Below are 25,998 nucleotides of genomic sequence, written 5' to 3'. Positions count from 1 at the left end.
CTCTCATATATAAATGTATGTTCTTTGAAAACTAGATAACAGTGTAGCTCATATTTTTTTAATTTTAGTTTGGTTAAGTTAGAAAGGGCGCACGGTGGATGCCTTGACACTAGGAGTCGATGAAGGACGGGACTAACGCCGATATGCTTCGGGGAGCTGTAAGTAAGCTTTGATCCGAAGATTTCCGAATGGGGAAACCCACCATACGTAATGGTATGGTATCCTTACCTGAATACATAGGGTAAGGAAGACAGACCCAGGGAACTGAAACATCTAAGTACCTGGAGGAAGAGAAAGCAAATGCGATTTCCTGAGTAGCGGCGAGCGAAACGGAACATAGCCCAAACCAAGAGGCTTGCCTCTTGGGGTTGTAGGACATTCTATACGGAGTTACAAAGGAACGAGGTAGACGAAGCGACCTGGAAAGGTCCGTCGTAGAGGGTAACAACCCCGTAGTCGAAACTTCGTTCTCTCTTGAATGTATCCTGAGTACGGCGGAACACGTGAAATTCCGTCGGAATCTGGGAGGACCATCTCCCAAGGCTAAATACTCCCTAGTGATCGATAGTGAACCAGTACCGTGAGGGAAAGGTGAAAAGCACCCCGGAAGGGGAGTGAAAGAGATCCTGAAACCGTGTGCCTACAAATAGTCAGAGCCCGTTAATGGGTGATGGCGTGCCTTTTGTAGAATGAACCGGCGAGTTACGATCCCGTGCGAGGTTAAGCTGAAGAGGCGGAGCCGCAGCGAAAGCGAGTCTGAATAGGGCGTTTAGTACGTGGTCGTAGACCCGAAACCAGGTGATCTACCCATGTCCAGGGTGAAGTTCAGGTAACACTGAATGGAGGCCCGAACCCACGCACGTTGAAAAGTGCGGGGATGAGGTGTGGGTAGCGGAGAAATTCCAATCGAACCTGGAGATAGCTGGTTCTCCCCGAAATAGCTTTAGGGCTAGCCTTAAGTGTAAGAGTCTTGGAGGTAGAGCACTGATTGAACTAGGGGTCCTCATCGGATTACCGAATTCAGTCAAACTCCGAATGCCAATGACTTATCCTTAGGAGTCAGACTGCGAGTGATAAGATCCGTAGTCAAGAGGGAAACAGCCCAGATCGCCAGCTAAGGTCCCAAAGTGTGTATTAAGTGGAAAAGGATGTGGAGTTGCTTAGACAACTAGGATGTTGGCTTAGAAGCAGCCACCATTTAAAGAGTGCGTAATAGCTCACTAGTCGAGTGACTCTGCGCCGAAAATGTACCGGGGCTAAATACACCACCGAAGCTGCGAATTGATACCAATGGTATCAGTGGTAGGGGAGCGTTCTAAGTGCAGTGAAGTCAGACCGGAAGGACTGGTGGAGCGCTTAGAAGTGAGAATGCCGGTATGAGTAGCGAAAGACGGGTGAGAATCCCGTCCACCGAATGCCTAAGGTTTCCTGAGGAAGGCTCGTCCGCTCAGGGTTAGTCAGGACCTAAGCCGAGGCCGACAGGCGTAGGCGATGGACAACAGGTTGATATTCCTGTACCACCTCTTTATCGTTTGAGCAATGGAGGGACGCAGAAGGATAGAAGAAGCGTGCGATTGGTTGTGCACGTCCAAGCAGTTAGGCTGATAAGTAGGCAAATCCGCTTATCGTGAAGGCTGAGCTGTGATGGGGAAGCTCCTTATGGAGCGAAGTCTTTGATTCCCCGCTGCCAAGAAAAGCTTCTAGCGAGATAAAAGGTGCCTGTACCGCAAACCGACACAGGTAGGCGAGGAGAGAATCCTAAGGTGTGCGAGAGAACTCTGGTTAAGGAACTCGGCAAAATGACCCCGTAACTTCGGGAGAAGGGGTGCTTTCTTAACGGAAAGCCGCAGTGAATAGGCCCAAGCGACTGTTTAGCAAAAACACAGGTCTCTGCGAAGCCGTAAGGCGAAGTATAGGGGCTGACACCTGCCCGGTGCTGGAAGGTTAAGGAGAGGGGTTAGCGTAAGCGAAGCTCTGAACTGAAGCCCCAGTAAACGGCGGCCGTAACTATAACGGTCCTAAGGTAGCGAAATTCCTTGTCGGGTAAGTTCCGACCCGCACGAAAGGTGTAACGATTTGGGCACTGTCTCAACCAGAGACTCGGTGAAATTATAGTACCTGTGAAGATGCAGGTTACCCGCGACAGGACGGAAAGACCCCGTGGAGCTTTACTGTAGCCTGATATTGAATTTTGGTACAGTTTGTACAGGATAGGCGGGAGCCATTGAAACCGGAGCGCTAGCTTCGGTGGAGGCGCTGGTGGGATACCGCCCTGACTGTATTGAAATTCTAACCTACGGGTCTTATCGACCCGGGAGACAGTGTCAGCTGGGCAGTTTGACTGGGGCGGTCGCCTCCTAAAGTGTAACGGAGGCGCCCAAAGGTTCCCTCAGAATGGTTGGAAATCATTCGTAGAGTGCAAAGGCATAAGGGAGCTTGACTGCGAGACCTACAAGTCGAGCAGGGACGAAAGTCGGGCTTAGTGATCCGGTGGTTCCGCATGGAAGGGCCATCGCTCAACGGATAAAAGCTACCCCGGGGATAACAGGCTTATCTCCCCCAAGAGTCCACATCGACGGGGAGGTTTGGCACCTCGATGTCGGCTCATCGCATCCTGGGGCTGTAGTCGGTCCCAAGGGTTGGGCTGTTCGCCCATTAAAGCGGTACGCGAGCTGGGTTCAGAACGTCGTGAGACAGTTCGGTCCCTATCCGTCGTGGGCGTAGGAAATTTGAGAGGAGCTGTCCTTAGTACGAGAGGACCGGGATGGACGCACCGCTGGTGTACCAGTTGTTCTGCCAAGGGCATAGCTGGGTAGCTATGTGCGGAAGGGATAAGTGCTGAAAGCATCTAAGCATGAAGCCCCCCTCAAGATGAGATTTCCCATAGCGTAAGCTAGTAAGATCCCTGAAAGATGATCAGGTTGATAGGTTCGAGGTGGAAGCATGGTGACATGTGGAGCTGACGAATACTAATAGATCGAGGACTTAACCATATAATATGAAGCAAATGTTATCTAGTTTTGAAGGAATATGCCTTCATAGTTTGGTGATGATGGCAGAGAGGTCACACCCGTTCCCATACCGAACACGGAAGTTAAGCTCTCTAGCGCCGATGGTAGTTGGGACCTTGTCCCTGTGAGAGTAGGACGTCGCCAAGCAAAAACCTAAGTCGATTCGACTTAGGTTTTTTTGTGTTTATTTTTATGTATCACCTGTTGAAATTCATAAATTTAGTAATCTTAAAGAATGAAAATGAGGCTATTTAAAGTACTAGCAATGATTTTTTATTTTCTAGGTTTTCCGAGTGTTCCTAAAATAATCTCTATGATAGGAAACGTTATTTCTACCACAAGTATATATTTTGAAAAGTGGGATGATATAAATAAGTATTCAATCATTATTGTCTTCCTTATAAATATAATGAATATAAACGATATGCTTTATATTAAAGCATACGAAATAAGTATACAAACCGTTATGTGTACAATAGATCTCTAGAAATATATATTCTAATTTCTTATCCTTCTTGCATATAGTTACAATTATTCTTTTGAATATAACTAAAACACGAACGTTATTGGTGAGTAATAAAAAAACATTCGATTATTTGTTGACATTGTTTATGAAATATTGTTAATATAGCCATAGAAAGAATAATATATAAGACCTCATATAATCGCGGGGATATGGCCTGCAAGTCTCTACCTAACGACCGTTATTCGTTAGACTATGAGGGAAAGTCACTCGGTATTTTTCTATTCACAAGGGATACGTATGCCTGAGTAGAGCGCTTTCTCTCATAGTAAAAGAGAAACTGTTCTATTTCAGGCTTTTTTTATTTGAATCGGGGGGATTCTAATATGAAATCACTAGTTGGAGTCATAATGGGAAGCACGTCAGACTGGGAAACAATGAAATATGCTTGTGACATTTTAGATGAATTAAATATACCGTATGAGAAAAAAGTTGTATCTGCTCATCGGACTCCGGATTATATGTTTGAATATGCAGAGACGGCTCGTGAACGTGGGTTGAAAGTTATTATTGCTGGAGCTGGTGGCGCAGCGCATTTACCAGGAATGGTTGCAGCGAAAACGAATCTTCCTGTCATTGGAGTTCCAGTTCAATCAAAAGCGTTAAACGGCTTAGATTCATTATTATCCATCGTCCAAATGCCAGGAGGGGTTCCAGTTGCAACTGTTGCAATTGGTAAGGCTGGTTCAACAAATGCTGGTTTACTTGCTGCACAAATACTTGGATCATTCCATGATGATATACATGATGCATTAGAATTGAGAAGAGAAGCGATTGAAAAAGATGTGCGCGAAGGTAGTGAGCTAGTATGACGAGAATCATTTTACCTGGAAAAACAATCGGCATTATTGGAGGCGGCCAGCTAGGAAGAATGATGGCATTGGCAGCTAAGGAGATGGGATATAAAATTGCTGTTTTAGATCCTACAAAAAATTCACCATGTGCACAAGTTGCTGATATTGAAATTGTTGCACCATATGACGATTTAAAAGCAATTCAGCATTTAGCGGAGATTAGTGATGTTGTCACATATGAATTTGAGAATATTGATTATAGATGTTTACAATGGCTTGAAAAACATGCTTACTTACCGCAAGGCAGTCAGTTGTTAAGTAAAACACAAAATCGTTTTACAGAAAAGAATGCGATTGAGAAAGCTGGGCTACCAGTAGCAACGTATAGATTAGTTCAAAATCAAGATCAGCTTACTGAAGCAATTACTGAGTTATCATATCCTTCCGTCTTGAAAACGACGACAGGCGGATATGATGGGAAAGGTCAAGTTGTTTTAAGAAGTGAGGCTGACGTTGATAAAGCGCGAGAGCTTGCGAATGCAGCAGAGTGTATTTTAGAGAAATGGGTGCCTTTTGAAAAAGAAGTATCAGTTATTGTGATTCGTAGTGTAAGTGGTGAAACGAAAGTATTTCCGGTAGCGGAAAATATTCATGTAAATAACATTTTGCATGAATCTATCGTTCCAGCTCGCATTACAGAAAAACTTTCTCAAAAAGCAATTGCTTATGCAAAAGTGCTCGCGGATGAACTAGAACTTGTGGGAACACTAGCGGTAGAGATGTTTGCTACAGCTGATGGTGAGATTTATATTAATGAATTAGCACCAAGACCTCACAATTCAGGACACTATACACAGGATGCATGTGAAACGAGTCAATTCGGTCAACATATTCGAGCAATCTGTAATTTACCTCTTGGAGAAACAAATTTGTTAAAACCAGTTGTCATGGTAAACATTTTAGGCGAACATATAGAAGGGGTCCTAAGACAAGTGAATAGATTAACCGGGTGCTATTTACACTTGTATGGAAAAGAAGAAGCAAAAGCGCAGCGAAAAATGGGGCATGTTAATATTTTAAATGATAATATTGAAGTCGCTCTAGAAAAAGCGAAGAGTTTGCATATTTGGGACCATCAAGAACAACTGTTGGAGGGAAAAAGATGATTAGTCGTTATACACGCCCAGAAATGGGTGCAATTTGGACGGAAGAGAACAAATTTAAAGCGTGGTTAGAAGTTGAGATTTTAGCTTGTGAAGCATGGGCTGAGCTTGGCGATATTCCAAAAGAAGATGTTAAAAAAATTCGTGAGCATGCATCATTTGATATTGATCGTATTTATGAAATTGAAAAAGAGACACGTCATGATGTAGTTGCATTCACTCGTGCTGTATCCGAAACACCAACATTAGGTGAGGAACGTAAATGGGTTCATTACGGTTTAACATCTACAGACGTAGTAGATACAGCGTTATCTTACATCTTAAAACAAGCGAATGAAATCATATTAAAAGACTTAGAAAACTTTGTAAGCATTTTAGCTAACAAAGCGAAAGAGCATAAATACACGATCATGATGGGAAGAACACACGGTGTTCATGCAGAACCAACAACATTTGGTTTAAAACTTGGTCTTTGGTATGAAGAAATGAAACGTAACGTAGAGCGTTTCAAACAAGCTGCTGATACAGTTCGCGTTGGTAAATTATCTGGTGCGGTTGGTACATACGCAAATATCGATCCATTCGTAGAAAAGTATGTTTGTGAAAACTTAGGATTAGAAGCAGCACCAATTTCAACACAAACATTGCAACGTGATCGCCATGCTCATTACATGTCAACACTTGCACTAATCGCAACATCTATTGAAAAGATGGCAGTTGAGATTCGTGGTTTACAAAAGAGTGAAACACGTGAAGTTGAAGAGGCTTTTGCAAAAGGCCAAAAAGGTTCTTCTGCAATGCCACATAAACGTAATCCAATCGGATCAGAAAATATGACTGGTTTAGCTCGTGTTATCCGCGGTTATATGATGACAGCGTATGAGAATGTTCCATTATGGCATGAGCGTGATATTTCTCACTCTTCGGCAGAACGCGTAATTTTACCAGATGCTACAATCGCATTAAATTACATGCTAAATCGCTTTGGTAATATCGTTAAAAACTTAACTGTATACCCAGAGAATATGAAACGCAATATGACAAGAACATACGGCTTAATTTATTCTCAGCGTGTAATGCTTACATTAATCGACAAGGGTATGGTACGTGAAGAAGCTTATGATATCGTACAGCCTAAAGCGATGGAAGCTTGGGAAACACAAGTACAATTTAAAGAGCTTGTAGAAGCTGATGAGCGTATTACGAGCAAGTTATCACAAGAAGAAATTAATGAATGCTTCAACTATGAGCATCATATGCAACACGTTGATACAATCTTTGAACGCCTTGGGTTAAACGAAGCGTAAAATTTCATATGGCACAGAATAGAGTCATTCTGTGCCATTCTTTATAAAAACATTATTCACATTTTTCAAACTACAGGGGGCTTGCGAAATGCAAAAGCTAGAATTGCTGTATGAAGGTAAGGCAAAAAGAATTTATCGTACAGAATCAGCAGATATGGTTTGGGTAGAGTACAAAGATAGTGCGACTGCTTTCAATGGGGAGAAAAAAGAGACGATTACAGGAAAAGGTCGTTTGAACAATGAGATTACAACTTTATTGTTCAGAAAGTTACAAGAAGTAGGAATAAAAACACATTTTGTAGAGAAGTTATCTGAAATAGAGCAACTTGTTAAAAAAGTGAGTATTATTCCTCTAGAAGTTGTCACAAGAAATGTAATTGCAGGAAGTCTTTCAAAACGATTAGGAATGGAAGAGGGAACTGTACTTGCAGAACCGATCGTAGAATTTTACTTCAAAGATGATGATTTAGGAGATCCGCTTGTAACGGAAGATCATATTCGTGTATTAAACGTTGCATCACCAGAGCAAGTAAGCGTATTACGAGATATGGCTCTACAAATCAATCAAGTGTTGATTGATCATTTCGCAAGCTGTCGTGTAAGACTAGTAGATTTCAAATTAGAGTTTGGTGTAACAGATGAAGGAGAAATCATTTTAGCAGATGAAATTTCACCAGATACTTGCCGTTTATGGGATGAAACGAGCAATGAAAAATTTGATAAAGACGTATTCCGTCGTGACCTTGGAAATTTAACAGAAGCTTATGAAGAGATTTTAAAACGTTTAGGGGGAATTTCACATGTATAAAGTTAAGGTATATGTAACGTTAAGAGAAAGCGTATTAGATCCACAAGGAACAGCAGTAAAAGGGGCACTTCATAGTCTTTCGTTCACAGAAGTACAAGACGTTCGAATCGGAAAATATATGGAATTAACAATTGATAAATCAGTATCTGACCTTGACGCAAAGGTAAAAGAAATGTGTGAAAAACTATTAACAAACGTTGTAATGGAAGACTTCCGTTATGAAGTTGAGGAGGTTGTCGCACAGTGAAATTTGCAGTCATAGTATTCCCAGGTTCGAACTGTGATGTCGATATGTTCCATGCAATTAAAGATGAGCTTGGTGAAGAAGTAGATTACGTTTGGCACGATAGAGAGAATTTAGATGAATATGATGCAATTTTACTACCTGGTGGATTCTCTTACGGTGACTATTTACGTTGTGGTGCTATTTCTCGCTTTGCTAACGCAATGAAAGCAGTGCAAAAAGCTGCTGAGCAAGGAAAGCCGATTTTAGGTGTATGTAATGGATTCCAGATTCTTGTTGAATCAGGATTACTACCAGGAGCGTTAATGAGAAACGAAAACTTAAAATTTATGTGCCGAACAGTTCAGCTGCGTGTTGAAAATAATGAAACGATGTTTACATCACAATATGAAAAAGATGAAGTAATCAATATTCCAATCGCGCATGGTGAGGGGAATTACTATTGTGATGAAGAGACTCTTAAACAATTAGAAGAGAATAATCAAATCGCATTCCGTTACGTAGAAAATCCGAATGGAAGCGTTTCAGATATTGCTGGTATTGTAAATGAAAAAGGAAATGTACTTGGTATGATGCCACACCCAGAGCGTGCTGTAGATGAATTACTTGGCGGTGCTGAAGGGTTAAAAGTCTTTCAATCTATCTTAAAACAGTGGAGGGAAACATATGTCGTTAATGCTTGAGCCAAATCCAACACAAATTAAAGAAGAGCGCATATATGCGGAAATGGGGCTAACAGACGAAGAGTTTGCCATGGTTGAAAAGATTTTAGGCCGTCTGCCAAATTATACAGAAACAGGATTATTCTCTGTTATGTGGTCTGAACATTGCAGTTATAAAAATTCAAAACCAGTACTTCGAAAATTCCCAACAACAGGTGAGCGCGTTCTGCAAGGACCTGGGGAAGGTGCTGGAATTGTAGATATCGGTGATAATCAAGCGGTTGTATTTAAAATGGAAAGTCATAACCATCCTTCTGCTATTGAACCATATCAAGGAGCAGCAACAGGGGTTGGTGGTATTATCCGTGACGTATTCTCTATGGGAGCACGCCCGGTAGCTCTATTAAACTCACTTCGCTTCGGTGAATTACAGTCACCACGTGTGAAATATTTATTCGAAGAAGTAGTGGCAGGGATTGCAGGATACGGTAACTGTATCGGCATTCCGACTGTTGGTGGCGAAGTACAGTTTGATCCATGTTATGAAGGAAATCCACTTGTAAATGCAATGTGCGTAGGCTTAATTAATCATGAAGATATTAAAAAGGGGCAAGCGCACGGTGCTGGAAATACAGTAATGTACGTAGGGGCATCAACTGGTCGTGACGGTATTCACGGTGCAACATTCGCATCTGAAGAGTTATCTGAAAGCTCAGAAGCGAAGCGTCCAGCAGTTCAAGTAGGAGATCCATTTATGGAGAAACTGCTTATTGAAGCTTGCTTAGAACTTATTCAGTCGGATGCACTTGTTGGAATTCAAGATATGGGTGCAGCTGGTTTAACATCATCTTCTGCAGAAATGGCAAGTAAAGCAGGTATGGGTATTGAAATGTACTTAGATGATGTACCACAGCGTGAAACAGGAATGACACCATATGAAATGATGCTATCTGAATCACAAGAACGTATGCTAATCGTTGTGAAAAAGGGTAGAGAGCAAGAAATAGTAGATTTATTTGAGAAGTATGGTCTTGCAGCCGTTACGATGGGGAAAGTAACGGAAGACAAAATGCTTCGCTTATTCCATAAAGGTGAAAAGGTAGCTGAAGTTCCAGCAGATGCTCTTGCAGAAGAAGCACCAATTTATCATAAGCCATCAAAAGAAGCAGCATACTTTGCTGAATTCCAGGCAATGAAAATGGAAACACCAAAAGTAGAAAATTATAAAGAAACGTTATTCGCTCTATTACAACAACCGACGATTGCAAGTAAAGAGTGGGTTTATGATCAATATGATTATCAAGTTCGCACAAGCACAGTTGTTACACCAGGTTCAGATGCAGCAGTTGTACGTGTACGCGGTACAGAAAAAGGATTAGCAATGACGACAGATTGTAACTCTCGCTACATTTATTTAAATCCAGAAGTGGGCGGTAAAATTGCAGTAGCAGAAGCAGCACGTAATATCGTATGTTCTGGGGGAGAGCCACTTGCAATTACAGATTGCTTAAACTTCGGTAATCCAGAAAAACCAGAAATCTTCTGGCAAATTGAGAAATCAGTAGATGGTATGAGTGAAGCTTGTCGTACATTACAAACGCCAGTTATCGGTGGAAATGTATCAATGTATAACGAACGTAGTGGTGAAGCTGTATATCCAACACCAACAGTTGGGATGGTTGGACTTGTACACGATTTAAAACATGTAACAACACAAGAGTTCAAGCAAGCTGGCGATTTAGTTTATGTAATTGGAGAGACGAAAGCTGAGTTTGGTGGAAGTGAATTACAGAAAATGATTCACGGCAAAATTTTCGGTCAATCACCAAGCATCGATCTAGATGTAGAATTAAAGCGCCAAAAACAAGTATTAGAAGCAATTCAAGCTGGTCTTGTTCAATCTGCTCATGATGTTGCAGAAGGTGGTTTAGCAGTTGCAATTACTGAAAGTGCAATTGGTGCAAAAGGTTTAGGTGCTACTGTGAAATTAGACGGAGAAGCAACAGCAGCATTATTCGCTGAATCACAATCGCGCTTCGTTATAACTGTAAAACGTGAAAATAAAGAAGCGTTCGAGAAAGCGGTAGAAGCAATTCAAGTTGGAGAAGTGACAAATACAAATGAAGTAACAATTCATAATGAAGAAAATGAAGTATTACTTACAGCAAATGTAGATGAAATGAGAAAGGCTTGGAAAGGGGCAATCCCATGCTTGCTGAAATAAAGGGGTTAAATGAAGAATGTGGCGTTTTCGGAATTTGGGGGCATGAAAATGCAGCACAAGTTTCGTACTACGGATTGCATAGTTTACAGCACCGTGGACAAGAAGGCGCAGGCATCGTCGTAAATAATGGTGAGAAAATCGTCGGTCACAAGGGGTTAGGTTTAATATCGGAAGTATTTTCAAGAGGTGAACTAGAAGGCTTAAACGGAAAATCAGCAATTGGACATGTACGATATGCGACAGCTGGCGGAAGTGAAGTTGCTAACGTTCAACCATTATTATTCCGTTTTTCTGATCATAGTATGGCATTAGCTCATAACGGAAATTTAATTAATGCAAAGATGCTTCGTCGTGAATTAGAGGCAGAGGGAAGTATTTTCCAAACAAGTTCAGATACAGAGGTACTTTTACATCTCATTAAACGTAGTACGAAAGATTCTTTAATTGAAAGTGTAAAAGAGGCTCTAAATAAAGTGAAAGGTGCGTTCGCATATCTTTTACTAACTGGAAATGAAATGATCGTTGCGCTAGACCCGAATGGATTCCGTCCTCTTTCAATTGGAAAGATGGGAGATGCTTACGTTGTAGCATCAGAAACATGTGCTTTCGATGTAGTAGGTGCAACATACATTCGTGATGTAGAACCAGGTGAATTACTTATCATCAATGATGAAGGAATTCATGTAGATCGTTTTACAAATGAAGTAGATCATGCAATTTGTAGTATGGAGTACATTTACTTTGCACGTCCGGATTCTAATATTGCAGGTATTAACGTCCATGCAGCACGTAAAAACATGGGAAAACGTTTGGCGGCAGAAGCTCCTATTGAAGCTGATGTTGTTACTGGTGTACCAGACTCTAGTATTTCAGCGGCAATTGGTTATGCGGAGGCGACAGGAATTCCATATGAGTTAGGATTAATTAAAAATCGTTACGTTGGACGTACGTTTATTCAACCCTCTCAAGAACTGCGTGAGCAAGGGGTTAAGATGAAGCTTTCAGCAGTAAGAGGCGTAGTTGAAGGAAAACGAGTTGTGATGATTGACGATTCTATCGTAAGAGGAACGACGAGTAAACGAATTGTTCGTATGCTTCGCGAGGCTGGAGCGACAGAAGTCCATGTAAGAATTGCTTCACCACCTCTTAAGTATCCATGTTTCTATGGCATTGATATTCAAACGAGAAAAGAATTAATCGCAGCAAATAATTCAATAGAAGAAATCCGTCAAATCATCGGAGCAGATTCTTTAACATTTTTAAGTGAAGATGGATTAGTAGATGCAATTGGACGTCCATATGAAGGGAAATACGGCGGTCTATGTATGGCGTACTTCAATGGAGATTATCCAACAGCTCTTTATGATTATGAGCAAGAGCTTTTAGAAAGTATGAAATAAGAAGAAAAAAGCTTCTACTTCTTTTGATGTAGAAGCTAGCTTCTTTCTTAAAACGGCCGGCCCTGGATAGGGAGAAATTAAAAGACGAGGTGTAAATAACGATGGCGAATGCATATAAGCAAGCAGGAGTAGATATTGAAGCTGGATATGAAGCGGTATCTCGCATGAAAAAACACGTACAAACAACAATGAGAAAAGAAGTACTAGGCGGTCTAGGCGGTTTTGGAGGTATGTTTGATCTATCAAAATTTGCATTAGAAGAACCTGTATTAGTATCTGGAACAGATGGCGTGGGAACGAAATTGATGCTCGCTTTTATGGCAGATAAACATGACACAATAGGTATTGATGCAGTAGCAATGTGTGTAAATGATATTGTTGTCCAAGGAGCAGAGCCGCTTTTCTTCCTTGATTATATTGCTTGTGGTAAAGCTGAACCTAGTAAAATTGAAAACATCGTCAAAGGTATATCAGAGGGCTGTCGCCAAGCTGGTTGTGCATTAATTGGTGGAGAAACAGCTGAAATGCCAGGAATGTATTCTACGGAAGAATACGATTTAGCTGGTTTTACAGTTGGAATTGTTGATAAAAAGAAAATTGTAACAGGTGAAAAAATTGAAGCTGGTCAAGTATTAATTGGCTTAGCATCTAGCGGTATTCATAGTAATGGTTATTCTTTAGTACGAAAAGTATTACTAGAAGATGGAGAACTATCTTTAGATCGCATTTACGGACGCTTAGAACTACCTCTTGGTGAAGAATTATTAAAACCAACGAAAATTTATGTCAAACCTATTTTAGAACTATTGAAGAAATATGAAGTATACGGTATGGCGCATATTACAGGTGGCGGATTCATTGAAAATATTCCACGTATGTTACCAGAAGGAATCGGTGCAGAAATTGAATTAGGATCTTGGAAAATTCAACCGATCTTCAGTTTACTTCAAGAAGTGGGAAAACTAGAAGAGAAAGAAATGTTCAATATTTTTAACATGGGTATTGGTATGGTAGTAGCAGTGAAGGAAGAAGAGGCAAAAGATATTGTTCGTCTTCTTGAAGAGCAAGGAGAAACAGCTCGTATTATTGGACGTACTGTACAAGGGACTGGCGTTACCTTCAATGGGGGCACAGCACTATGAGTAGATTAGCAGTTTTTGCTTCTGGAAGCGGCTCTAACTTTCAATCTCTCATCAATGCGGTGGAAGAAAATAGATTAGACGCAGATATTAGTTTATTAGTATGTGATAAACCAGAAGCACGTGCTGTTGGACGGGCACATTATCATCATATTCCATGTTTCGCTTTTTCAGCGAAAGTATATGAGTCAAAAGAAGCATTTGAAAAAGAAATATTAAAGAAGCTAGAAGAGTATGAAATTGATTATGTTATTTTAGCTGGATATATGCGTTTAATTGGACCGACTCTACTAGAAGCTTACGGCGGGAGGATTATTAATATTCATCCATCGCTATTACCGAGTTTTCCAGGGAAAGATGCTGTTGGTCAAGCGTTAGAAGCAGGTGTAAAAGTAACTGGAGTAACGATTCATTATGTAGATGCAGGTATGGATACAGGGCCAATTATTGCGCAAGAAGCAGTGGTTGTTTCTGAAGGGGATACGAGGGAAAGCTTACAAAAGAAAATTCAACAAGTTGAACATAAATTATACGTAAATACAGTGAATCAAATTGTTCAATCTGTGAAAGAACCAACTGTTAACTAACATACAACCAGGGGTGAAGGATAAATGAAAAAGCGTGCATTAGTAAGTGTTTCAGATAAAACAGGAGTAGTAGAATTTGTTAAAGGTTTACTAGAACAAGGGATCGAAGTTATCTCAACAGGTGGTACGAAAAAATTACTAGAAGAAAATGGCTTACAAGTAATTGGTATTTCTGAAGTAACTGGGTTCCCGGAAATTATGGATGGCCGCGTAAAAACATTACATCCAAACATTCATGGTGGTCTATTAGCAGTTCGCGATAATGAAACGCATGTAGCGCAAATGAATGAGTTAGGTATGCAGCCAATTGATTTTGTTGTTGTTAACTTATACCCATTCAAAGAAACAATCGCTAAGCCTGATGTAACATTTGCTGATGCAATTGAAAATATTGATATCGGTGGTCCAACAATGATTCGCTCTGCTGCGAAAAATCATAAATTTGTATCGGTAATTGTAGATCCAGTAGATTACGATGTTGTATTAGCAGAACTGAAAGAGAACGGTGAAGTAAAAGAAGAAACGAAACGTAAATTAGCAGCGAAAGTATTCCGTCATACAGCGGCATATGATGCGTTAATCTCTAACTACTTAACAGAGCAAATGGGTGAAGAAAGCCCAGAATCATTAACAGTGACATTTGAGAAAAAACAAGATTTACGCTATGGAGAAAATCCACATCAAAAAGCAACATTCTATAAAGCACCATTCGCTGTAACTTCTTCTGTTGCATACGCAGAACAATTACACGGTAAAGAATTATCTTACAACAATATTAACGATGCAGATGCAGCACTTAGTATTGTAAAAGAATTTACAGAGCCAGCAGTAGTAGCAGTAAAACATATGAATCCATGTGGTGTTGGAGTGGGTACTGATATTCATGAAGCATACACACGCGCTTATGAAGCAGATCCAGTATCAATCTTTGGTGGAATTATTGCAGCAAATCGTGAAATTGATAAAGCTACAGCAGAAAAGTTACACGAAATTTTCTTAGAAATCATTATTGCACCTTCTTTCTCAAAAGAAGCTTTAGAAGTATTGCAAAGTAAGAAAAACTTACGTCTACTAACTGTAAATATTGAAAAAGCGACAAGTGCAAGCAAAAAACTAACTTCTGTACAAGGTGGTCTTCTCGTTCAAGAGGAAGATACGTTATCATTAGATGAAAGTACAATTTCAATTCCGACAAAACGTGAACCATCAGAGCAAGAGTGGAAAGATTTAAAACTAGCTTGGAAAGTTGTAAAACATGTGAAATCAAACGCAATTGTTTTAGCGAATGATAACATGACAGTTGGTGTAGGTGCAGGACAGATGAATCGTGTAGGTTCTGCAAAAATCGCAATTACACAAGCTAGTGAAAAAGCACAAGGTAGCGCACTTGCATCTGATGCTTTCTTCCCAATGCCAGATACAGTAGAAGAAGCAGCAAGAGCAGGGATTACAGCAATCATTCAACCAGGCGGATCAATCCGTGACGAAGATTCTATTAAAGTGGCAGATAAGTATGGGATTACGATGGTGTTCACTGGCGTCCGTCATTTCAAACACTAATAGAGGATGTTTAAAAGGTCCGGTCAAGATAACTGTCGCATGTCGTCGTTGCACTGCCAGTGCGGTACTCATGTAGGAAAGCTACATTCCGTGTCCTCCTGTCAAATGCGCCTCGACTTGCTCGGTTCTCTTGATCCTCCTTTTTAACCTTTGATTGATATGAAAACAAACTAGGAGCAGAGCTTCTAGTTTGTACTTATTTAAGTATTGGGGGATGAAATATGAATGTTTTAGTAATTGGCCGCGGTGGGCGTGAGCATGCTTTAGCTTGGAAGTTTGCGCAATCTGAAAAGGTGGAAAAGGTATATGTAGCACCGGGTAATGAAGGTATGCGCGATGTTGCAATACCAGTTGATATTGATGAAAATGATTTTGACGCATTAGTTTTATTTGCTAAAGAGAATAAGGTTGAATTAACTTTCGTTGGACCAGAAATTCCGCTTATGAATGGAATTGTTGATCGCTTTAAAGAAGAGGGACTTCGTGTGTTTGGCCCAAATAAAGCGGCTGCTGTTATTGAAGGTAGTAAGGCTTTTACGAAAGAATTGATGAAAAAATATGATATTCCAACTGCGGCATATGAAACTTTTACAGACTATGAAGAAGCAGTACAGTATATTCAAAAAGTTGGTGCGCCAATCGTTATTAAAGCTGACGGCCTAGCTGCTGGTAAAGGTGTAACGGTAGCAATGACGCTTGAAGAGGCATTACAAGCTGTGAAAGAAATGCTACAAGATGTGAAGTTCGGCGAAGCGAGCAAGAAGGTCGTTATTGAAGAGTTTTTAGATGGACAAGAATTTTCATTAATGGCATTTGTAAATGGAACAACTGTGCATCCGATGGTAATTGCGCAAGATCATAAACGAGCTTTTGATGGTGATAAAGGTCCAAATACAGGCGGAATGGGTGCGTATTCTCCAGTACCACAAATTCCGGAATCAGCAGTTCAAGAGGCGATAAAAACAGTATTACATCCAACTGCTAAAGCGATGATTGCAGAAAATCGATCGTTTACAGGGATTTTATATGCGGGACTTATTTTAACAAATGATGGCCCAAAGGTAATTGAATTTAATGCACGCTTTGGTGATCCTGAAACGGAAGTAGTATTACCTCGCTTAGAAAATGATTTAGTTGATGTATGTAACGCTGTATTAGATGAAAGTGAATTAACGTTACAGTGGTCAGAGGAAGCGGTAATTGGTGTTGTACTTGCTTCGAAAGGATATCCGGAAGCATATAAAAAAGGTGACATTATTAAAGGATTAGATGCACTGAAAGATGTAATTGTTTTCCATTCAGGTACAGCGATGAAGCACGGTGACTTTGTAACAAATGGTGGCCGTGTACTATTTGTTGCTTGCAAGGCGAATAGTTTACAAGAAGCGAAAGACAAAGTATATAAAGAAATCGGTAAAATTGAGAGTGATGGCCTATTTTACCGAAGTGATATAGGATATCGTGCAATTGGGCATGAGATGACGAGAAGCTAATATGTAAAAATCCCGCTGATTTCTCAGCGGGATTTTTTATGCGTCTTTATCTTTTTTCAATTTTCCTTTTTGCTTTGCCATTTCTCGAAGTAAATACTCGATGTGTGCATTGACGCTACGAAACTCATCATTCGCCCATTTTTCGATGACTGCGTGTAATTCAGGATCAATACGTAATGGAAAGCTTTTCTTTTTAGCCATAATGATTTACAACCTTTTAATATAGACTTCCGGTATTAATAACTGGTTGCGCACCTTTATCTGAAACGATGGCAACTAATAAGTTGTTCACCATATTTGCTTTACGCTCGTCATCTAATTCAAGTACGCCTTCCTCATCTAACATATGGATTGAATCTTTCGCCATCTTCACAGCACCTTCAACAATCTCTTTTCTAGCAGCTAATACTGCTTTTGCTTGTTGACGTTGTAGCATTGCATGGGCAATTTCTGTTGCGTAAGCTAAATGTGTTAAACGAGTTTCTAATACTTCTACGCCAGCGATTTCAAGGCGCGCTTCTAACTCACGTTTTAATTCTTCAGAGATTTCTTCAGTGTTTCCGCGTAACGTGATGCAAGTTTCATCTTGGAAATTGTCATAAGGATATTTTGTTGCGACGTGGCGGATTGCTGTTTCACTTTGAATTTCTACAAATCGATCGTAATGTTCAACACCGAACATTGCTTTTGCAGAATCAACAACTTTATATACGATAACGGCTGCAATTTCAATTGGATTTCCCTCAACATCGTTGACTTTTAACTTCTTACTATTAAAGTTTTCAACACGTAACGATACAGTTTGACGGAATGCGAATGGAATTGTTAAAAATAAACCGTTTTGACGAATTGTTCCTAAATAATTACCGAAAAACGTAATGACTTTTGCTTGATTTGGTTGAACAATACCAATACCTGTAGCAAGAACTGCGGCTAAAATAATAGTTAATGCCGCTCCTATGAAAATTTCTTGTACAAGGAAAAATACACCGATAGCGGCTAAAATTAAAATCCCGATAATACCGAGAAAACCATTTACATAAAAAACTTGTTTTTCTTTCATATGATCGCCTCCTGATATATAAATGATATCACTTTTATATCATTTTATGCAAGGGCTTTACACCTAATTTTCTGAAATTAATGATTAAGTATCTCTTATGTATATTTTGAGGTTTGAAATGAGAATGTACGTTCTGTTTTATGGTAAAATAAAGAAGACTTAACCGCCCACTGCAGCAGCTAAGTCCCTTTGAGAGCATCTTGCATCGTGACAAATGATTCAAAGCGGTTTTGCCAGGATTATATCTTCAATCGCTGACTCAATCTCTTTGTCAGAAGTGTCATAACTTCCATTTGACTTTGGCTTGTCGTGATTGGAAGTTTGGTTCACTTCTTCTTTAGCATGTCCCTTTTCAGCGACATTCATGCTAGGCATTTTAAATGCCCCCATATTCATGTATTTTCCGAATTTCCACATTTCAACAACAGGGCAGAAACGAACAATTCCCTCTGCAATTTTCATTGCACCAATCCATAGCAAGACGTTAGACCAAGTGCACCACGGCTTGCGTACAAGTTTAGCGCTACTACAGCCGAAGAGGATAAGTCCGAGCGTAATTCGAATTAGGGCATTTATTGTACCGATGTTTTGCTTCATTAGAAAAACACTCCTTTTTATGAAAGTTGAAATAGATAATACTATTTCTCTTATTAGTATCCCTTGTGATTTTTCGGATATGTAATCCAACATTTGACGTTGAAAAAGATGTTGGAATGTGCGTGTGTGTAAGTAGCTTTTTTTGTTATAATGAAAGAATGCACAAAAGGAAATTCAAAGTTAAATCCTCTCGTTTGAAAAACTATGGAAGAGGGAATTCCAAACTTAATTCTCCGTTTTAAACAAATATTTAAGATGAAGTTAAAAAAATCCTGATGAAAATAAACTGTTATTTTGAACAGAAATATATATAACTAGAGAAAAGAAAGGGTGTTTTCATGTACGATATTTCCGGGTGGAAACATGTATTTAAGCTTGATCCAAATAAGGAGTTAAGTGACGAACATTTAGAAATGATTTGTGAGTCTGGAACAGATGCTGTTATTGTAGGCGGAAGTGATGGAGTTACAATTGATAATGTATTACACATGCTAGTTAGCATTCGTAGATATGCAGTTCCTTGTGTGTTAGAGGTTTCTGATGTGGAAGCAATTACACCAGGATTTGATTTTTATTATATCCCAAGCGTTTTAAATAGCCGAAAGGTAGAATGGGTAACAGGTGTTCATCATGAGGCTTTGAAAGAATTTGGGGATATTATGGACTGGGACGAAATTTTCATGGAAGGGTATTGTGTTTTAAATCCGGAAGCGAAAGTAGCTCAGCTTACAGATGCGAAATGTGATGTAACAGAAGATGATGTAATTGCATACGCGCGTTTAGCAGACAAGCTATTACGTTTACCGATATTTTATTTAGAATATAGCGGTACGTATGGAGACGTTGAACTTGTTAAAAATGTAAAAGCACAATTAAAACAAGCGAAGTTATATTATGGCGGCGGTATTTCTAATGCTGAACAAGCGAAGGAAATGGCACAATACGCTGATACAGTAGTTGTTGGAAATATTATTTATGATGATATAAAATCCGCGTTAAAAACAGTTAAAGCAGTAAAAGGAGAGTAGGTGCAGGCGTATATGAGTAAGACAGATAAGTTATTAAATGGTTTAAATCCGCAGCAACAAAAAGCAGTACAAACAACGAACGGACCACTTCTATTAATGGCAGGTGCAGGTAGTGGTAAAACACGTGTGTTAACACATCGTATTGCGTATTTACTTGGTGAAAAAGGTGTAGCGCCATGGAATGTACTAGCTATTACCTTTACAAATAAAGCGGCGCGTGAAATGCGCGAGCGTATTGATACACTTGTCGGACCAGAAGCAGAAGATATTTGGATTTCTACGTTCCACTCTATGTGTGTACGTATTTTACGACGTGATATCGATCGTATTGGTATTAATCGTAACTTTACAATCTTAGATTCAGGCGATCAGTTAACTGTAGTCAAAAAAATTATGAAAGAGCGCAATATTGATCCGAAGAAATTTGAGCCACGCTCTATTTTAGCTGGTATTAGTAATGCGAAAAATGAATTGTTATCTGCAGATAAATATGCGAAAAAAATTACCATCGCTGATCCATATGAAAAATTAACGAGCGATGTATATACAGAATATCAAAAACGTCTTCTGAAAAATAACTCATTAGACTTTGATGATTTAATTATGACAACGATTCAGCTATTTGAACGTGTTCCAGAAGTACTAGAGTTTTATCAGCGTAAGTTTCAATATATTCACGTGGATGAGTATCAAGATACGAACAAAGCACAGTACCTTCTTGTAAAACATTTAGCAGCACGTTTTAAAAATTTATGTGTTGTAGGTGACTCAGATCAGTCTATTTACCGCTGGCGCGGGGCTGACATTTCTAACATTTTGTCATTCGAAAAAGACTATGAGAATGCGCAAGTTATTCTGTTAGAACAAAACTATCGTTCGTCACAAAATATTTTAAATGCAGCGAATGCTGTTATTGAAAAAAATTCAAACCGTAAACCGAAAAAATTATGGACAGACAATCAAGTTGGAAGCAAAATCTCATATTACCGTGCTGCGACGGAAAAAGACGAAGCATATTTTGTTGCGAAAAAAATTCGTGACGATATTCAAATGGGAAAACGAAAATATACTGATTTTGCAGTGTTATATCGTACAAATGCGCAGTCTCGTATGGTCGAGGAGATTTTCCTGAAATCTAATATTCCTTACAAAATTGTCGGCGGTACGAAGTTCTACGATCGTAAAGAGATTAAAGACATTTTGGCGTATTTACGTTTAATTGGGAATCCAGATGATGAGATTAGTTTCGCACGTATTATTAACATGCCAAAGCGCGGAATTGGTGCGACTTCTATCGATAAAATTATTAATTATGGTGTACAAAATGGAATTTCATTAACTGCTGTATTCGATGAGATTGAGCATGTTGGAGTAAGTGCAAAAATTACAAAGGCAGTAAAAGAATTCGCAGGTTTATTACACAACTGGGTAAATATGCAAGAGTATTTATCTGTTACAGAATTGGTAGAAGAAGTTATTGAAAAAACAGGCTATCGCGATATGTTGAAAAACGAGCGTACTTTAGAAGCAGAAGGTCGTTTAGAGAACTTAGATGAGTTTTTATCTGTTACGCAAACATTTGAATCTCAAAGCGAAGATAAGAGCCTTGTTGCATTCTTAACAGACTTAGCGCTTGTTGCTGATATTGATCGTGTCGATGAAGATCCAACTGCTGGTGAGGAAGTTATTTTAATGACGATGCACTCAGCGAAAGGATTAGAATTCCCAGTTGTCTTTATTGTTGGTTTAGAGGAAGGAATATTCCCGCATACTCGTTCTCTAATGGAAGAAGATGAAATGCAGGAAGAGCGTCGCCTTGCTTATGTAGGTATTACTCGTGCAGAAGAAGAGTTATATTTATCTAACGCACAAATGCGTACTTTATTTGGTAGAACAAGTATGAACGCTGCCTCTCGATTTATTACAGAAATTCCGGCAGAGCTAGTAGAATCATTAAATGAAACAGCGCCAAAGCGTGAAACTTCGTTTGGTGCAAAAGGAAGAACGACAAGTACAAGTAGAATGACAACTACAACCACAACACGCTCTCGTTCAGCTTTCGCGCGTCCTGCAGCTAAGACGACAGGTGGCGAGCAAATTGGCTGGGCAGTAGGCGATAAAGCTTCCCACCAAAAATGGGGAGTCGGTACAGTTGTCAGTGTAAAAGGTGAAGGTGATGCAAAAGAATTAGATATTGCGTTCCCAAGCCCGATTGGTGTTAAACGTTTGTTAGCAAAATTTGCACCTGTGACGAAACAATAGGAAAGGAATGAGGGTATGTCAAAAGAGATAGCAAAACAACGTATAGAAGAACTGCGTGATTTGTTAAATACATTTAACTATCAGTATCACGTATTAGACAATCCTTCTGTTTCTGATGCGGAGTATGACCGTAATATGCAGGAGCTTATAAAATTAGAAGCAGAGAATCCAGAGTTTATGAGTGAAGACTCCCCCTCCATTCGCGTTGGGGGAATGGTTCTTGATATATTTGAAAAAGTAACACATAAGTCACCGATGTTAAGTTTAGGAAATGCATTTAACGAAGGAGATTTACGTGATTTCGACCGACGAGTACGCCAAGGAATTGATGATGCGAATGTAAGATATATATGCGAATTAAAAATTGACGGACTTGCTGTTTCACTTCATTATGAAAAAGGACGCTTCATTCAAGGGGCAACGCGTGGTGATGGTGTAACAGGGGAAGATATTACCCAAAATTTAAAAACAATTAAAGCGATCCCGCTCCGTTTAAATGAAGAAGTAACGTTAGAAGCACGAGGCGAAGCTTATATGCCGAAGCGTTCATTCGTTAAGTTAAATGAAGAAAAAGAGCAAAATGGTGAAGATGTATTTGCGAATCCGCGTAATGCGGCAGCAGGTTCAATACGCCAACTTGATCCCAAAATTGCAGCGAAACGTAACTTATCTATGTTTGTGTACGGTCTTGCGAATGTAGAAGAAAAAACAATTCCATCACATAGTGAATCGCTTGATTTCTTAGGTGAACTTGGATTCAAAACAAATCCAAATCGTCGTACATGTGAAACAATCGAAGAAGTTATAGCTTATGTAGAAGAATGGCAAGAAAAACGTCCGCATCTTGATTACGAGATCGATGGAATCGTTATAAAAGTAGATGATGTTGCTCTTCAAGAAAGTTTAGGAACTACAGCAAAGAGTCCAAGATGGGCGATTGCTTATAAATTCCCGGCTGAAGAAGTTGTAACAAGATTAACAGGCATTGAATTAAGTGTTGGTCGCACAGGGGTTGTAACACCGACTGCAGAGCTAGAGGCAGTGCGAGTGGCTGGTACTATCGTTCGTCGTGCCTCTTTACATAACGAAGATTTAATTCGTGAAAAAGACATTCGAATTGGTGACTATGTTGTTGTGAAGAAGGCCGGAGATATTATTCCTGAAGTTGTGAACGTTATTTTTGATAAGCGTACTGGTGAGGAAGAAGAATATCATATGCCAACGCATTGCCCAGCATGTGAGAGTGAACTAGTTCGTTTAGAAGAAGAGGTAGCACTTCGCTGTATAAATCCAACCTGTCCGGCTCAAATTCGAGAAGGATTAATCCATTTCGTTTCAAGAAATGCAATGAATATTGATGGACTTGGAGAACGTGTCATTACACAACTCTTTGATGCTGATTATATTCGTACATTCGCTGATTTATATTCGTTGACGAAAGAGCAATTATTACAGCTAGAACGATTCGGTGAAAAATCAGCAACGAATTTAGTACAAGCAATTGAGAATTCTAAAGACAACTCATTAGAACGATTATTATTTGGTCTTGGTATTCGCCATGTTGGAGCGAAAGCAGCACGTACATTTGCAGAGCATTTCGAAACGATGGATGCGCTTGTGAAAGCAACGGAAGAAGAACTAAAAGCAATTAATGAAATTGGTGAAAAAATGGCTCAATCCGTCGTGACGTATTTTGATAATGAAGACGTATTAGAGCTATTACAACAATTTAAAGAGTATGGCGTGAATATGGCATACAAAGGCATAAAAATTGCTGATTTACAAAATGTTGAGTCGTACTTCGCAGGAAAAACTGTCGTTTTAACAGGGAAATTAGAAGTTATGGGACGTAGTGAAGCGAAGAAAAAGATTGAGGCATTAGGTGGAAAAGTAACAGGAAGTGTTAGTAAAAGTACGGATTTAGTTGTTGCAGGTGAAGCAGCAGGTTCGAAATTAGCACAAGCAGAGAAGCATAATGTTGAGGTTTGGAATGAAGAGAGGTTCTTACAAGAGCTAAATAAGTAAGAGGTGCAAACTTACCATGAAAAAAATAGCATTAGCGGTATTAAGCCTTGGCCTACTCGTAAGTGGGTGTAGTGCAGGTGCCGATAAAGATGAAAAAGTGGTTGAGAAATCGGGGAAAGCAAAAGAGCAAGCAATCGTTCCGAAGTACGCTATTTCGGATGAATACTATAAGGCGACTATTCCATTTCAAGCAGGAGCTGCACGTGGTTTAGTTGTACAAGGAGTAAGTAATCGTCTTGATATAGATGAATTTGAAACAGGATTAATGCGTATTGCAAAAGAATCCTTTAGTACGAAAGATCATTTCTTTAAAGGTGGAAGTACTCTAGATACTCAAAATGTGCAGATGCTTGTTAAAAGAAAGCGTACAGATGCTGAACAAAAGGAACTAGAGGACAAATTAAAAAAAGATGCAGTTAAATTTCCAAACATTGGGTTAAACCCAGCGTTAGGTGGAGGATCTGAATCATTAGAGGAAAAGAATAAAAAAAATCCAATATATATTTCAAATATTTTAGAGCATGATTATTATGTGAAAAAAGGCGAATCAGATGAGCGCCAAGGCATTGTAATTGGTTTAGCGATGAACTCGGTTCATTATTACGAGGAAGAGCATGGTTATCCGCGTGAGGCTAAAATTGAGCAAGAAAAAATGGTAGCTGAAGGGAAAAAAATGGCGCAAGAAGTCTTGAAATTTATGCATCAAAAACAGCCTGAAACAAAAAACCTTCCGATAACATTTGCAATTTATCGTCAGGCTCCAAAGGCTTCACTCGTGCCAGGTAACTTTGTTTCTTATGCGAATGTTGAAAAAGGCAGTGAAACGGTTGAGGATTGGAAACAAATTAATGAGAAATATTATTTGTTCCCATCTGAACAAGCGAAAACAGATAATAAACGTGAAGATCTGGCGAGAGTATCGAACTTTAAATCAAAACTAAGCGATTATTTCCAAGGCGACTATACAGCTGTTATCGGTACTGGTATGTATAGAGATGATGAATTAAGAGAAATAAAGCTTGATATTCCTGTCCAGTTTAATGGGAAAGCAGAAATAATTGGTTTTACACAATATGTAGCTGGGCTTGTTATGGAATACTTCCCGAATTATATGAAAGTACAAGTAACGATTAAATCTGTAGAACGCCCAGAAGCGATTATTATACGTGAAGCAAAGCAAGATGAACCATTTGTGAAAATTTTAGATTAAATAGGAGGGCTGTTCCTTTATGGAACGGCTTTTTTTCTTGAGGAATTTTGTTATAATTTAAAATATTATAAATAATGGGGGTAAGGGGTAAAGCACATGGACGAATTAAGTTTTCAAGTCATTATTTTATTAATTGCATTCGGCTTTTTAGCAGCTTTTATTGATTCAGTTGTTGGCGGTGGAGGATTAATTTCGCTTCCAGCACTTATGTTTGTTGGTTTACCACCAGCTTCGGCAATTGCAACGAATAAATTAGCTGCAACGATGGGGACGTTTACGAGTGCAGTTTATTTTATTCGATCAGGAAAGGTCGATTTTAAAATTGTAGGAAAGTTAATCCCGTTAACTGTTATAGGAGCGGTCGCAGGCGCTTTAGTAGTAAAGTTTATTCCGCCAGATATTTTACGTCCGTTAGTGCTTGTGATGTTGGTGTTTATTGCCATTTATATTATTGCAAAAAAGGATTGGGGAAGTGTATCTACCTATAAGAAGATGACGAAAAGAAAAACATTAATATTTTTCTTTGTTATTTTAATGATAGGGTTTTACGATGGATTTTTTGGACCAGGGACAGGATCCTTTTTAATTTTTGCATTTTTATTAGTTGGTTTGGATTTTATTCAAGCGGCAGCATCTGGAAAACTTTTGAACTTTGTTAGTAATATCGTATCTTTAATTACTTTTTTATTTTTAGACGTAATTCATTTTGAATACGGTATTATTATGGGATTGTCGATGATTTTTGGCGCTTATTTTGGATCGAAGTTTGCAGTCCAAAAAGGTGTTGGATATGTAAGAACTTTATTTTTGTTAGTAACTATTTTATTGATTGGAAAAAACATTTTGGAATATACTCATATTTTGTAGAGTTATACGTATGTATAACTCTATTTTTTTA

Annotated in this window: 20 protein-coding genes, 2 rRNA genes and 1 riboswitch; of the genes, 19 read left to right on the top strand and 3 right to left on the bottom strand. The window is 39.2% G+C overall.

Features of this window, described 5'->3' with window-relative positions; all coding sequences use genetic code 11:
* The first annotated feature begins 71 nt into the window (after positions 1–71).
* The 14 genes from ACUN0F_RS31985 (at position 72) to purD (ending at position 16,915) form a co-directional block, all read left to right on the top strand.
* A 23S ribosomal RNA gene (locus tag ACUN0F_RS31985) occupies positions 72–2,993 on the top strand.
* Positions 2,994–3,042: 49 nt separating this feature from the next.
* Positions 3,043–3,158: ribosomal RNA gene (gene rrf, locus ACUN0F_RS31980) — 5S ribosomal RNA — on the top strand.
* Between the two features lie 490 nt (positions 3,159–3,648).
* Positions 3,649–3,750, top strand: a riboswitch (purine riboswitch).
* Between the two features lie 110 nt (positions 3,751–3,860).
* Positions 3,861–4,346, top strand: a complete 486-nt coding sequence (purE, locus tag ACUN0F_RS31975) for a 5-(carboxyamino)imidazole ribonucleotide mutase (RefSeq protein ID WP_000839367.1) — start codon at positions 3,861–3,863, stop codon at positions 4,344–4,346.
* The gene (purK, locus tag ACUN0F_RS31970) at positions 4,343–5,494 is read left to right on the top strand and encodes a 5-(carboxyamino)imidazole ribonucleotide synthase (RefSeq protein WP_000196789.1); all 1,152 of its coding nucleotides are present in this window, start codon (positions 4,343–4,345) and stop codon (positions 5,492–5,494) included. Before purE ends, purK begins: the two co-directional genes overlap by 4 nt.
* Positions 5,491–6,798, top strand: a complete 1,308-nt coding sequence (gene purB / locus ACUN0F_RS31965) for an adenylosuccinate lyase (RefSeq protein ID WP_000625686.1) — start codon at positions 5,491–5,493, stop codon at positions 6,796–6,798. Before purK ends, purB begins: the two co-directional genes overlap by 4 nt.
* Positions 6,799–6,886: 88 nt before the next feature.
* Entirely contained in the window at positions 6,887–7,606 is a 720-nt protein-coding gene (gene purC, locus ACUN0F_RS31960) for a phosphoribosylaminoimidazolesuccinocarboxamide synthase (protein ID WP_097994436.1), read from the top strand.
* The gene (purS, locus tag ACUN0F_RS31955) at positions 7,599–7,853 is read left to right on the top strand and encodes a phosphoribosylformylglycinamidine synthase subunit PurS (protein WP_000278821.1); all 255 of its coding nucleotides are present in this window, start codon (positions 7,599–7,601) and stop codon (positions 7,851–7,853) included. The genes purC and purS overlap by 8 nt, the downstream gene beginning before the upstream one ends.
* On the top strand, positions 7,850–8,533 hold the full coding sequence (gene purQ / locus ACUN0F_RS31950; RefSeq protein ID WP_000666772.1) for a phosphoribosylformylglycinamidine synthase subunit PurQ: 684 nt from the start codon (positions 7,850–7,852) through the stop codon (positions 8,531–8,533). Before purS ends, purQ begins: the two co-directional genes overlap by 4 nt.
* Positions 8,517–10,736 carry a phosphoribosylformylglycinamidine synthase II gene (gene purL, locus ACUN0F_RS31945; protein ID WP_264462509.1) on the top strand — a complete coding sequence of 740 codons (2,220 nt, stop codon included), beginning with the start codon at positions 8,517–8,519 and terminating at the stop codon, positions 10,734–10,736. The genes purQ and purL overlap by 17 nt, the downstream gene beginning before the upstream one ends.
* Positions 10,721–12,136, top strand: a complete 1,416-nt coding sequence (gene purF, locus ACUN0F_RS31940; RefSeq protein ID WP_000879030.1) for an amidophosphoribosyltransferase — start codon at positions 10,721–10,723, stop codon at positions 12,134–12,136. Before purL ends, purF begins: the two co-directional genes overlap by 16 nt.
* A gap of 101 nt (positions 12,137–12,237) precedes the next feature.
* Complete coding sequence (gene purM / locus ACUN0F_RS31935; RefSeq protein WP_001262447.1) at positions 12,238–13,278, top strand: phosphoribosylformylglycinamidine cyclo-ligase; 1,041 nt, start codon at positions 12,238–12,240, stop codon at positions 13,276–13,278.
* Complete coding sequence (purN, locus tag ACUN0F_RS31930; RefSeq protein WP_264462508.1) at positions 13,275–13,862, top strand: phosphoribosylglycinamide formyltransferase; 588 nt, start codon at positions 13,275–13,277, stop codon at positions 13,860–13,862. The genes purM and purN overlap by 4 nt, the downstream gene beginning before the upstream one ends.
* Positions 13,863–13,886: 24 nt before the next feature.
* On the top strand, positions 13,887–15,422 hold the full coding sequence (purH, locus tag ACUN0F_RS31925) for a bifunctional phosphoribosylaminoimidazolecarboxamide formyltransferase/IMP cyclohydrolase (protein ID WP_445540778.1): 1,536 nt from the start codon (positions 13,887–13,889) through the stop codon (positions 15,420–15,422).
* A 221-nt stretch (positions 15,423–15,643) separates the two neighbouring features.
* The gene (purD, locus tag ACUN0F_RS31920) at positions 15,644–16,915 is read left to right on the top strand and encodes a phosphoribosylamine--glycine ligase (RefSeq protein WP_088092960.1); all 1,272 of its coding nucleotides are present in this window, start codon (positions 15,644–15,646) and stop codon (positions 16,913–16,915) included.
* A gap of 36 nt (positions 16,916–16,951) precedes the next feature.
* Here the strand turns inward: purD and ACUN0F_RS31915 are convergent, their stop codons facing one another.
* The 3 genes from ACUN0F_RS31915 to ACUN0F_RS31905 all read right to left on the bottom strand — a co-directional run bounded on the left by ACUN0F_RS31915 (position 16,952) and on the right by ACUN0F_RS31905 (position 18,575).
* Positions 16,952–17,116: a toxin-antitoxin system HicB family antitoxin gene (locus tag ACUN0F_RS31915; protein ID WP_001085171.1), complete on the bottom strand. Its 165-nt coding sequence runs from the start codon at positions 17,114–17,116 to the stop codon at positions 16,952–16,954.
* A 16-nt stretch (positions 17,117–17,132) separates the two neighbouring features.
* Complete coding sequence (locus ACUN0F_RS31910; protein ID WP_000660687.1) at positions 17,133–17,978, bottom strand: SPFH domain-containing protein; 846 nt, start codon at positions 17,976–17,978, stop codon at positions 17,133–17,135.
* A gap of 219 nt (positions 17,979–18,197) precedes the next feature.
* Entirely contained in the window at positions 18,198–18,575 is a 378-nt protein-coding gene (locus ACUN0F_RS31905; RefSeq protein WP_000812334.1) for a YgaP family membrane protein, read from the bottom strand.
* Between the two features lie 338 nt (positions 18,576–18,913).
* Here ACUN0F_RS31905 and ACUN0F_RS31900 point away from each other — a divergent pair, with 338 nt between their 5' ends.
* The 5 genes from ACUN0F_RS31900 to ACUN0F_RS31880 all read left to right on the top strand — a co-directional run bounded on the left by ACUN0F_RS31900 (position 18,914) and on the right by ACUN0F_RS31880 (position 25,967).
* Positions 18,914–19,603: a heptaprenylglyceryl phosphate synthase gene (locus tag ACUN0F_RS31900; RefSeq protein WP_000272094.1), complete on the top strand. Its 690-nt coding sequence runs from the start codon at positions 18,914–18,916 to the stop codon at positions 19,601–19,603.
* A 12-nt stretch (positions 19,604–19,615) separates the two neighbouring features.
* Positions 19,616–21,865, top strand: coding sequence for a DNA helicase PcrA (pcrA, locus tag ACUN0F_RS31895; RefSeq protein WP_002108861.1), 2,250 nt, complete (start codon positions 19,616–19,618; stop codon positions 21,863–21,865).
* Positions 21,866–21,880: 15 nt separating this feature from the next.
* Complete coding sequence (gene ligA / locus ACUN0F_RS31890) at positions 21,881–23,890, top strand: NAD-dependent DNA ligase LigA (RefSeq protein ID WP_264462506.1); 2,010 nt, start codon at positions 21,881–21,883, stop codon at positions 23,888–23,890.
* Between the two features lie 16 nt (positions 23,891–23,906).
* Entirely contained in the window at positions 23,907–25,100 is a 1,194-nt protein-coding gene (locus ACUN0F_RS31885) for a CamS family sex pheromone protein (protein ID WP_048542055.1), read from the top strand.
* Between the two features lie 96 nt (positions 25,101–25,196).
* Positions 25,197–25,967, top strand: a complete 771-nt coding sequence (locus ACUN0F_RS31880) for a TSUP family transporter (protein ID WP_048567196.1) — start codon at positions 25,197–25,199, stop codon at positions 25,965–25,967.
* The last annotated feature ends 31 nt before the right edge of the window (positions 25,968–25,998 follow it).

The organism is Bacillus sp. 1A, from assembly GCF_052682215.1.
Note: the sequence above shows the minus strand (reverse complement) of the source record. Positions and strands in the feature narration are given on the sequence as shown.

What these genes read in the sequence shown, in the direction of transcription:
- purE (WP_000839367.1), top strand. Translation starts at nt 3,861, where the DNA reads ATGAAATCACTAGTTGGAGTCATAATGGGAAGCACGTCAGACTGGGAA.
- purK (WP_000196789.1), top strand. Translation starts at nt 4,343, where the DNA reads ATGACGAGAATCATTTTACCTGGAAAAACAATCGGCATTATTGGAGGC.
- purB (WP_000625686.1), top strand. Translation starts at nt 5,491, where the DNA reads ATGATTAGTCGTTATACACGCCCAGAAATGGGTGCAATTTGGACGGAA.
- purC (WP_097994436.1), top strand. Translation starts at nt 6,887, where the DNA reads ATGCAAAAGCTAGAATTGCTGTATGAAGGTAAGGCAAAAAGAATTTAT.
- purS (WP_000278821.1), top strand. Translation starts at nt 7,599, where the DNA reads ATGTATAAAGTTAAGGTATATGTAACGTTAAGAGAAAGCGTATTAGAT.
- purL (WP_264462509.1), top strand. Translation starts at nt 8,517, where the DNA reads ATGTCGTTAATGCTTGAGCCAAATCCAACACAAATTAAAGAAGAGCGC.
- purF (WP_000879030.1), top strand. Translation starts at nt 10,721, where the DNA reads ATGCTTGCTGAAATAAAGGGGTTAAATGAAGAATGTGGCGTTTTCGGA.
- purM (WP_001262447.1), top strand. Translation starts at nt 12,238, where the DNA reads ATGGCGAATGCATATAAGCAAGCAGGAGTAGATATTGAAGCTGGATAT.
- purN (WP_264462508.1), top strand. Translation starts at nt 13,275, where the DNA reads ATGAGTAGATTAGCAGTTTTTGCTTCTGGAAGCGGCTCTAACTTTCAA.
- purH (WP_445540778.1), top strand. Translation starts at nt 13,887, where the DNA reads ATGAAAAAGCGTGCATTAGTAAGTGTTTCAGATAAAACAGGAGTAGTA.
- purD (WP_088092960.1), top strand. Translation starts at nt 15,644, where the DNA reads ATGAATGTTTTAGTAATTGGCCGCGGTGGGCGTGAGCATGCTTTAGCT.
- ACUN0F_RS31915 (WP_001085171.1), bottom strand. Translation starts at nt 17,116, where the DNA reads ATGGCTAAAAAGAAAAGCTTTCCATTACGTATTGATCCTGAATTACAC.
- ACUN0F_RS31910 (WP_000660687.1), bottom strand. Translation starts at nt 17,978, where the DNA reads ATGAAAGAAAAACAAGTTTTTTATGTAAATGGTTTTCTCGGTATTATC.
- ACUN0F_RS31905 (WP_000812334.1), bottom strand. Translation starts at nt 18,575, where the DNA reads ATGAAGCAAAACATCGGTACAATAAATGCCCTAATTCGAATTACGCTC.
- ACUN0F_RS31900 (WP_000272094.1), top strand. Translation starts at nt 18,914, where the DNA reads ATGTACGATATTTCCGGGTGGAAACATGTATTTAAGCTTGATCCAAAT.
- pcrA (WP_002108861.1), top strand. Translation starts at nt 19,616, where the DNA reads ATGAGTAAGACAGATAAGTTATTAAATGGTTTAAATCCGCAGCAACAA.
- ligA (WP_264462506.1), top strand. Translation starts at nt 21,881, where the DNA reads ATGTCAAAAGAGATAGCAAAACAACGTATAGAAGAACTGCGTGATTTG.
- ACUN0F_RS31885 (WP_048542055.1), top strand. Translation starts at nt 23,907, where the DNA reads ATGAAAAAAATAGCATTAGCGGTATTAAGCCTTGGCCTACTCGTAAGT.
- ACUN0F_RS31880 (WP_048567196.1), top strand. Translation starts at nt 25,197, where the DNA reads ATGGACGAATTAAGTTTTCAAGTCATTATTTTATTAATTGCATTCGGC.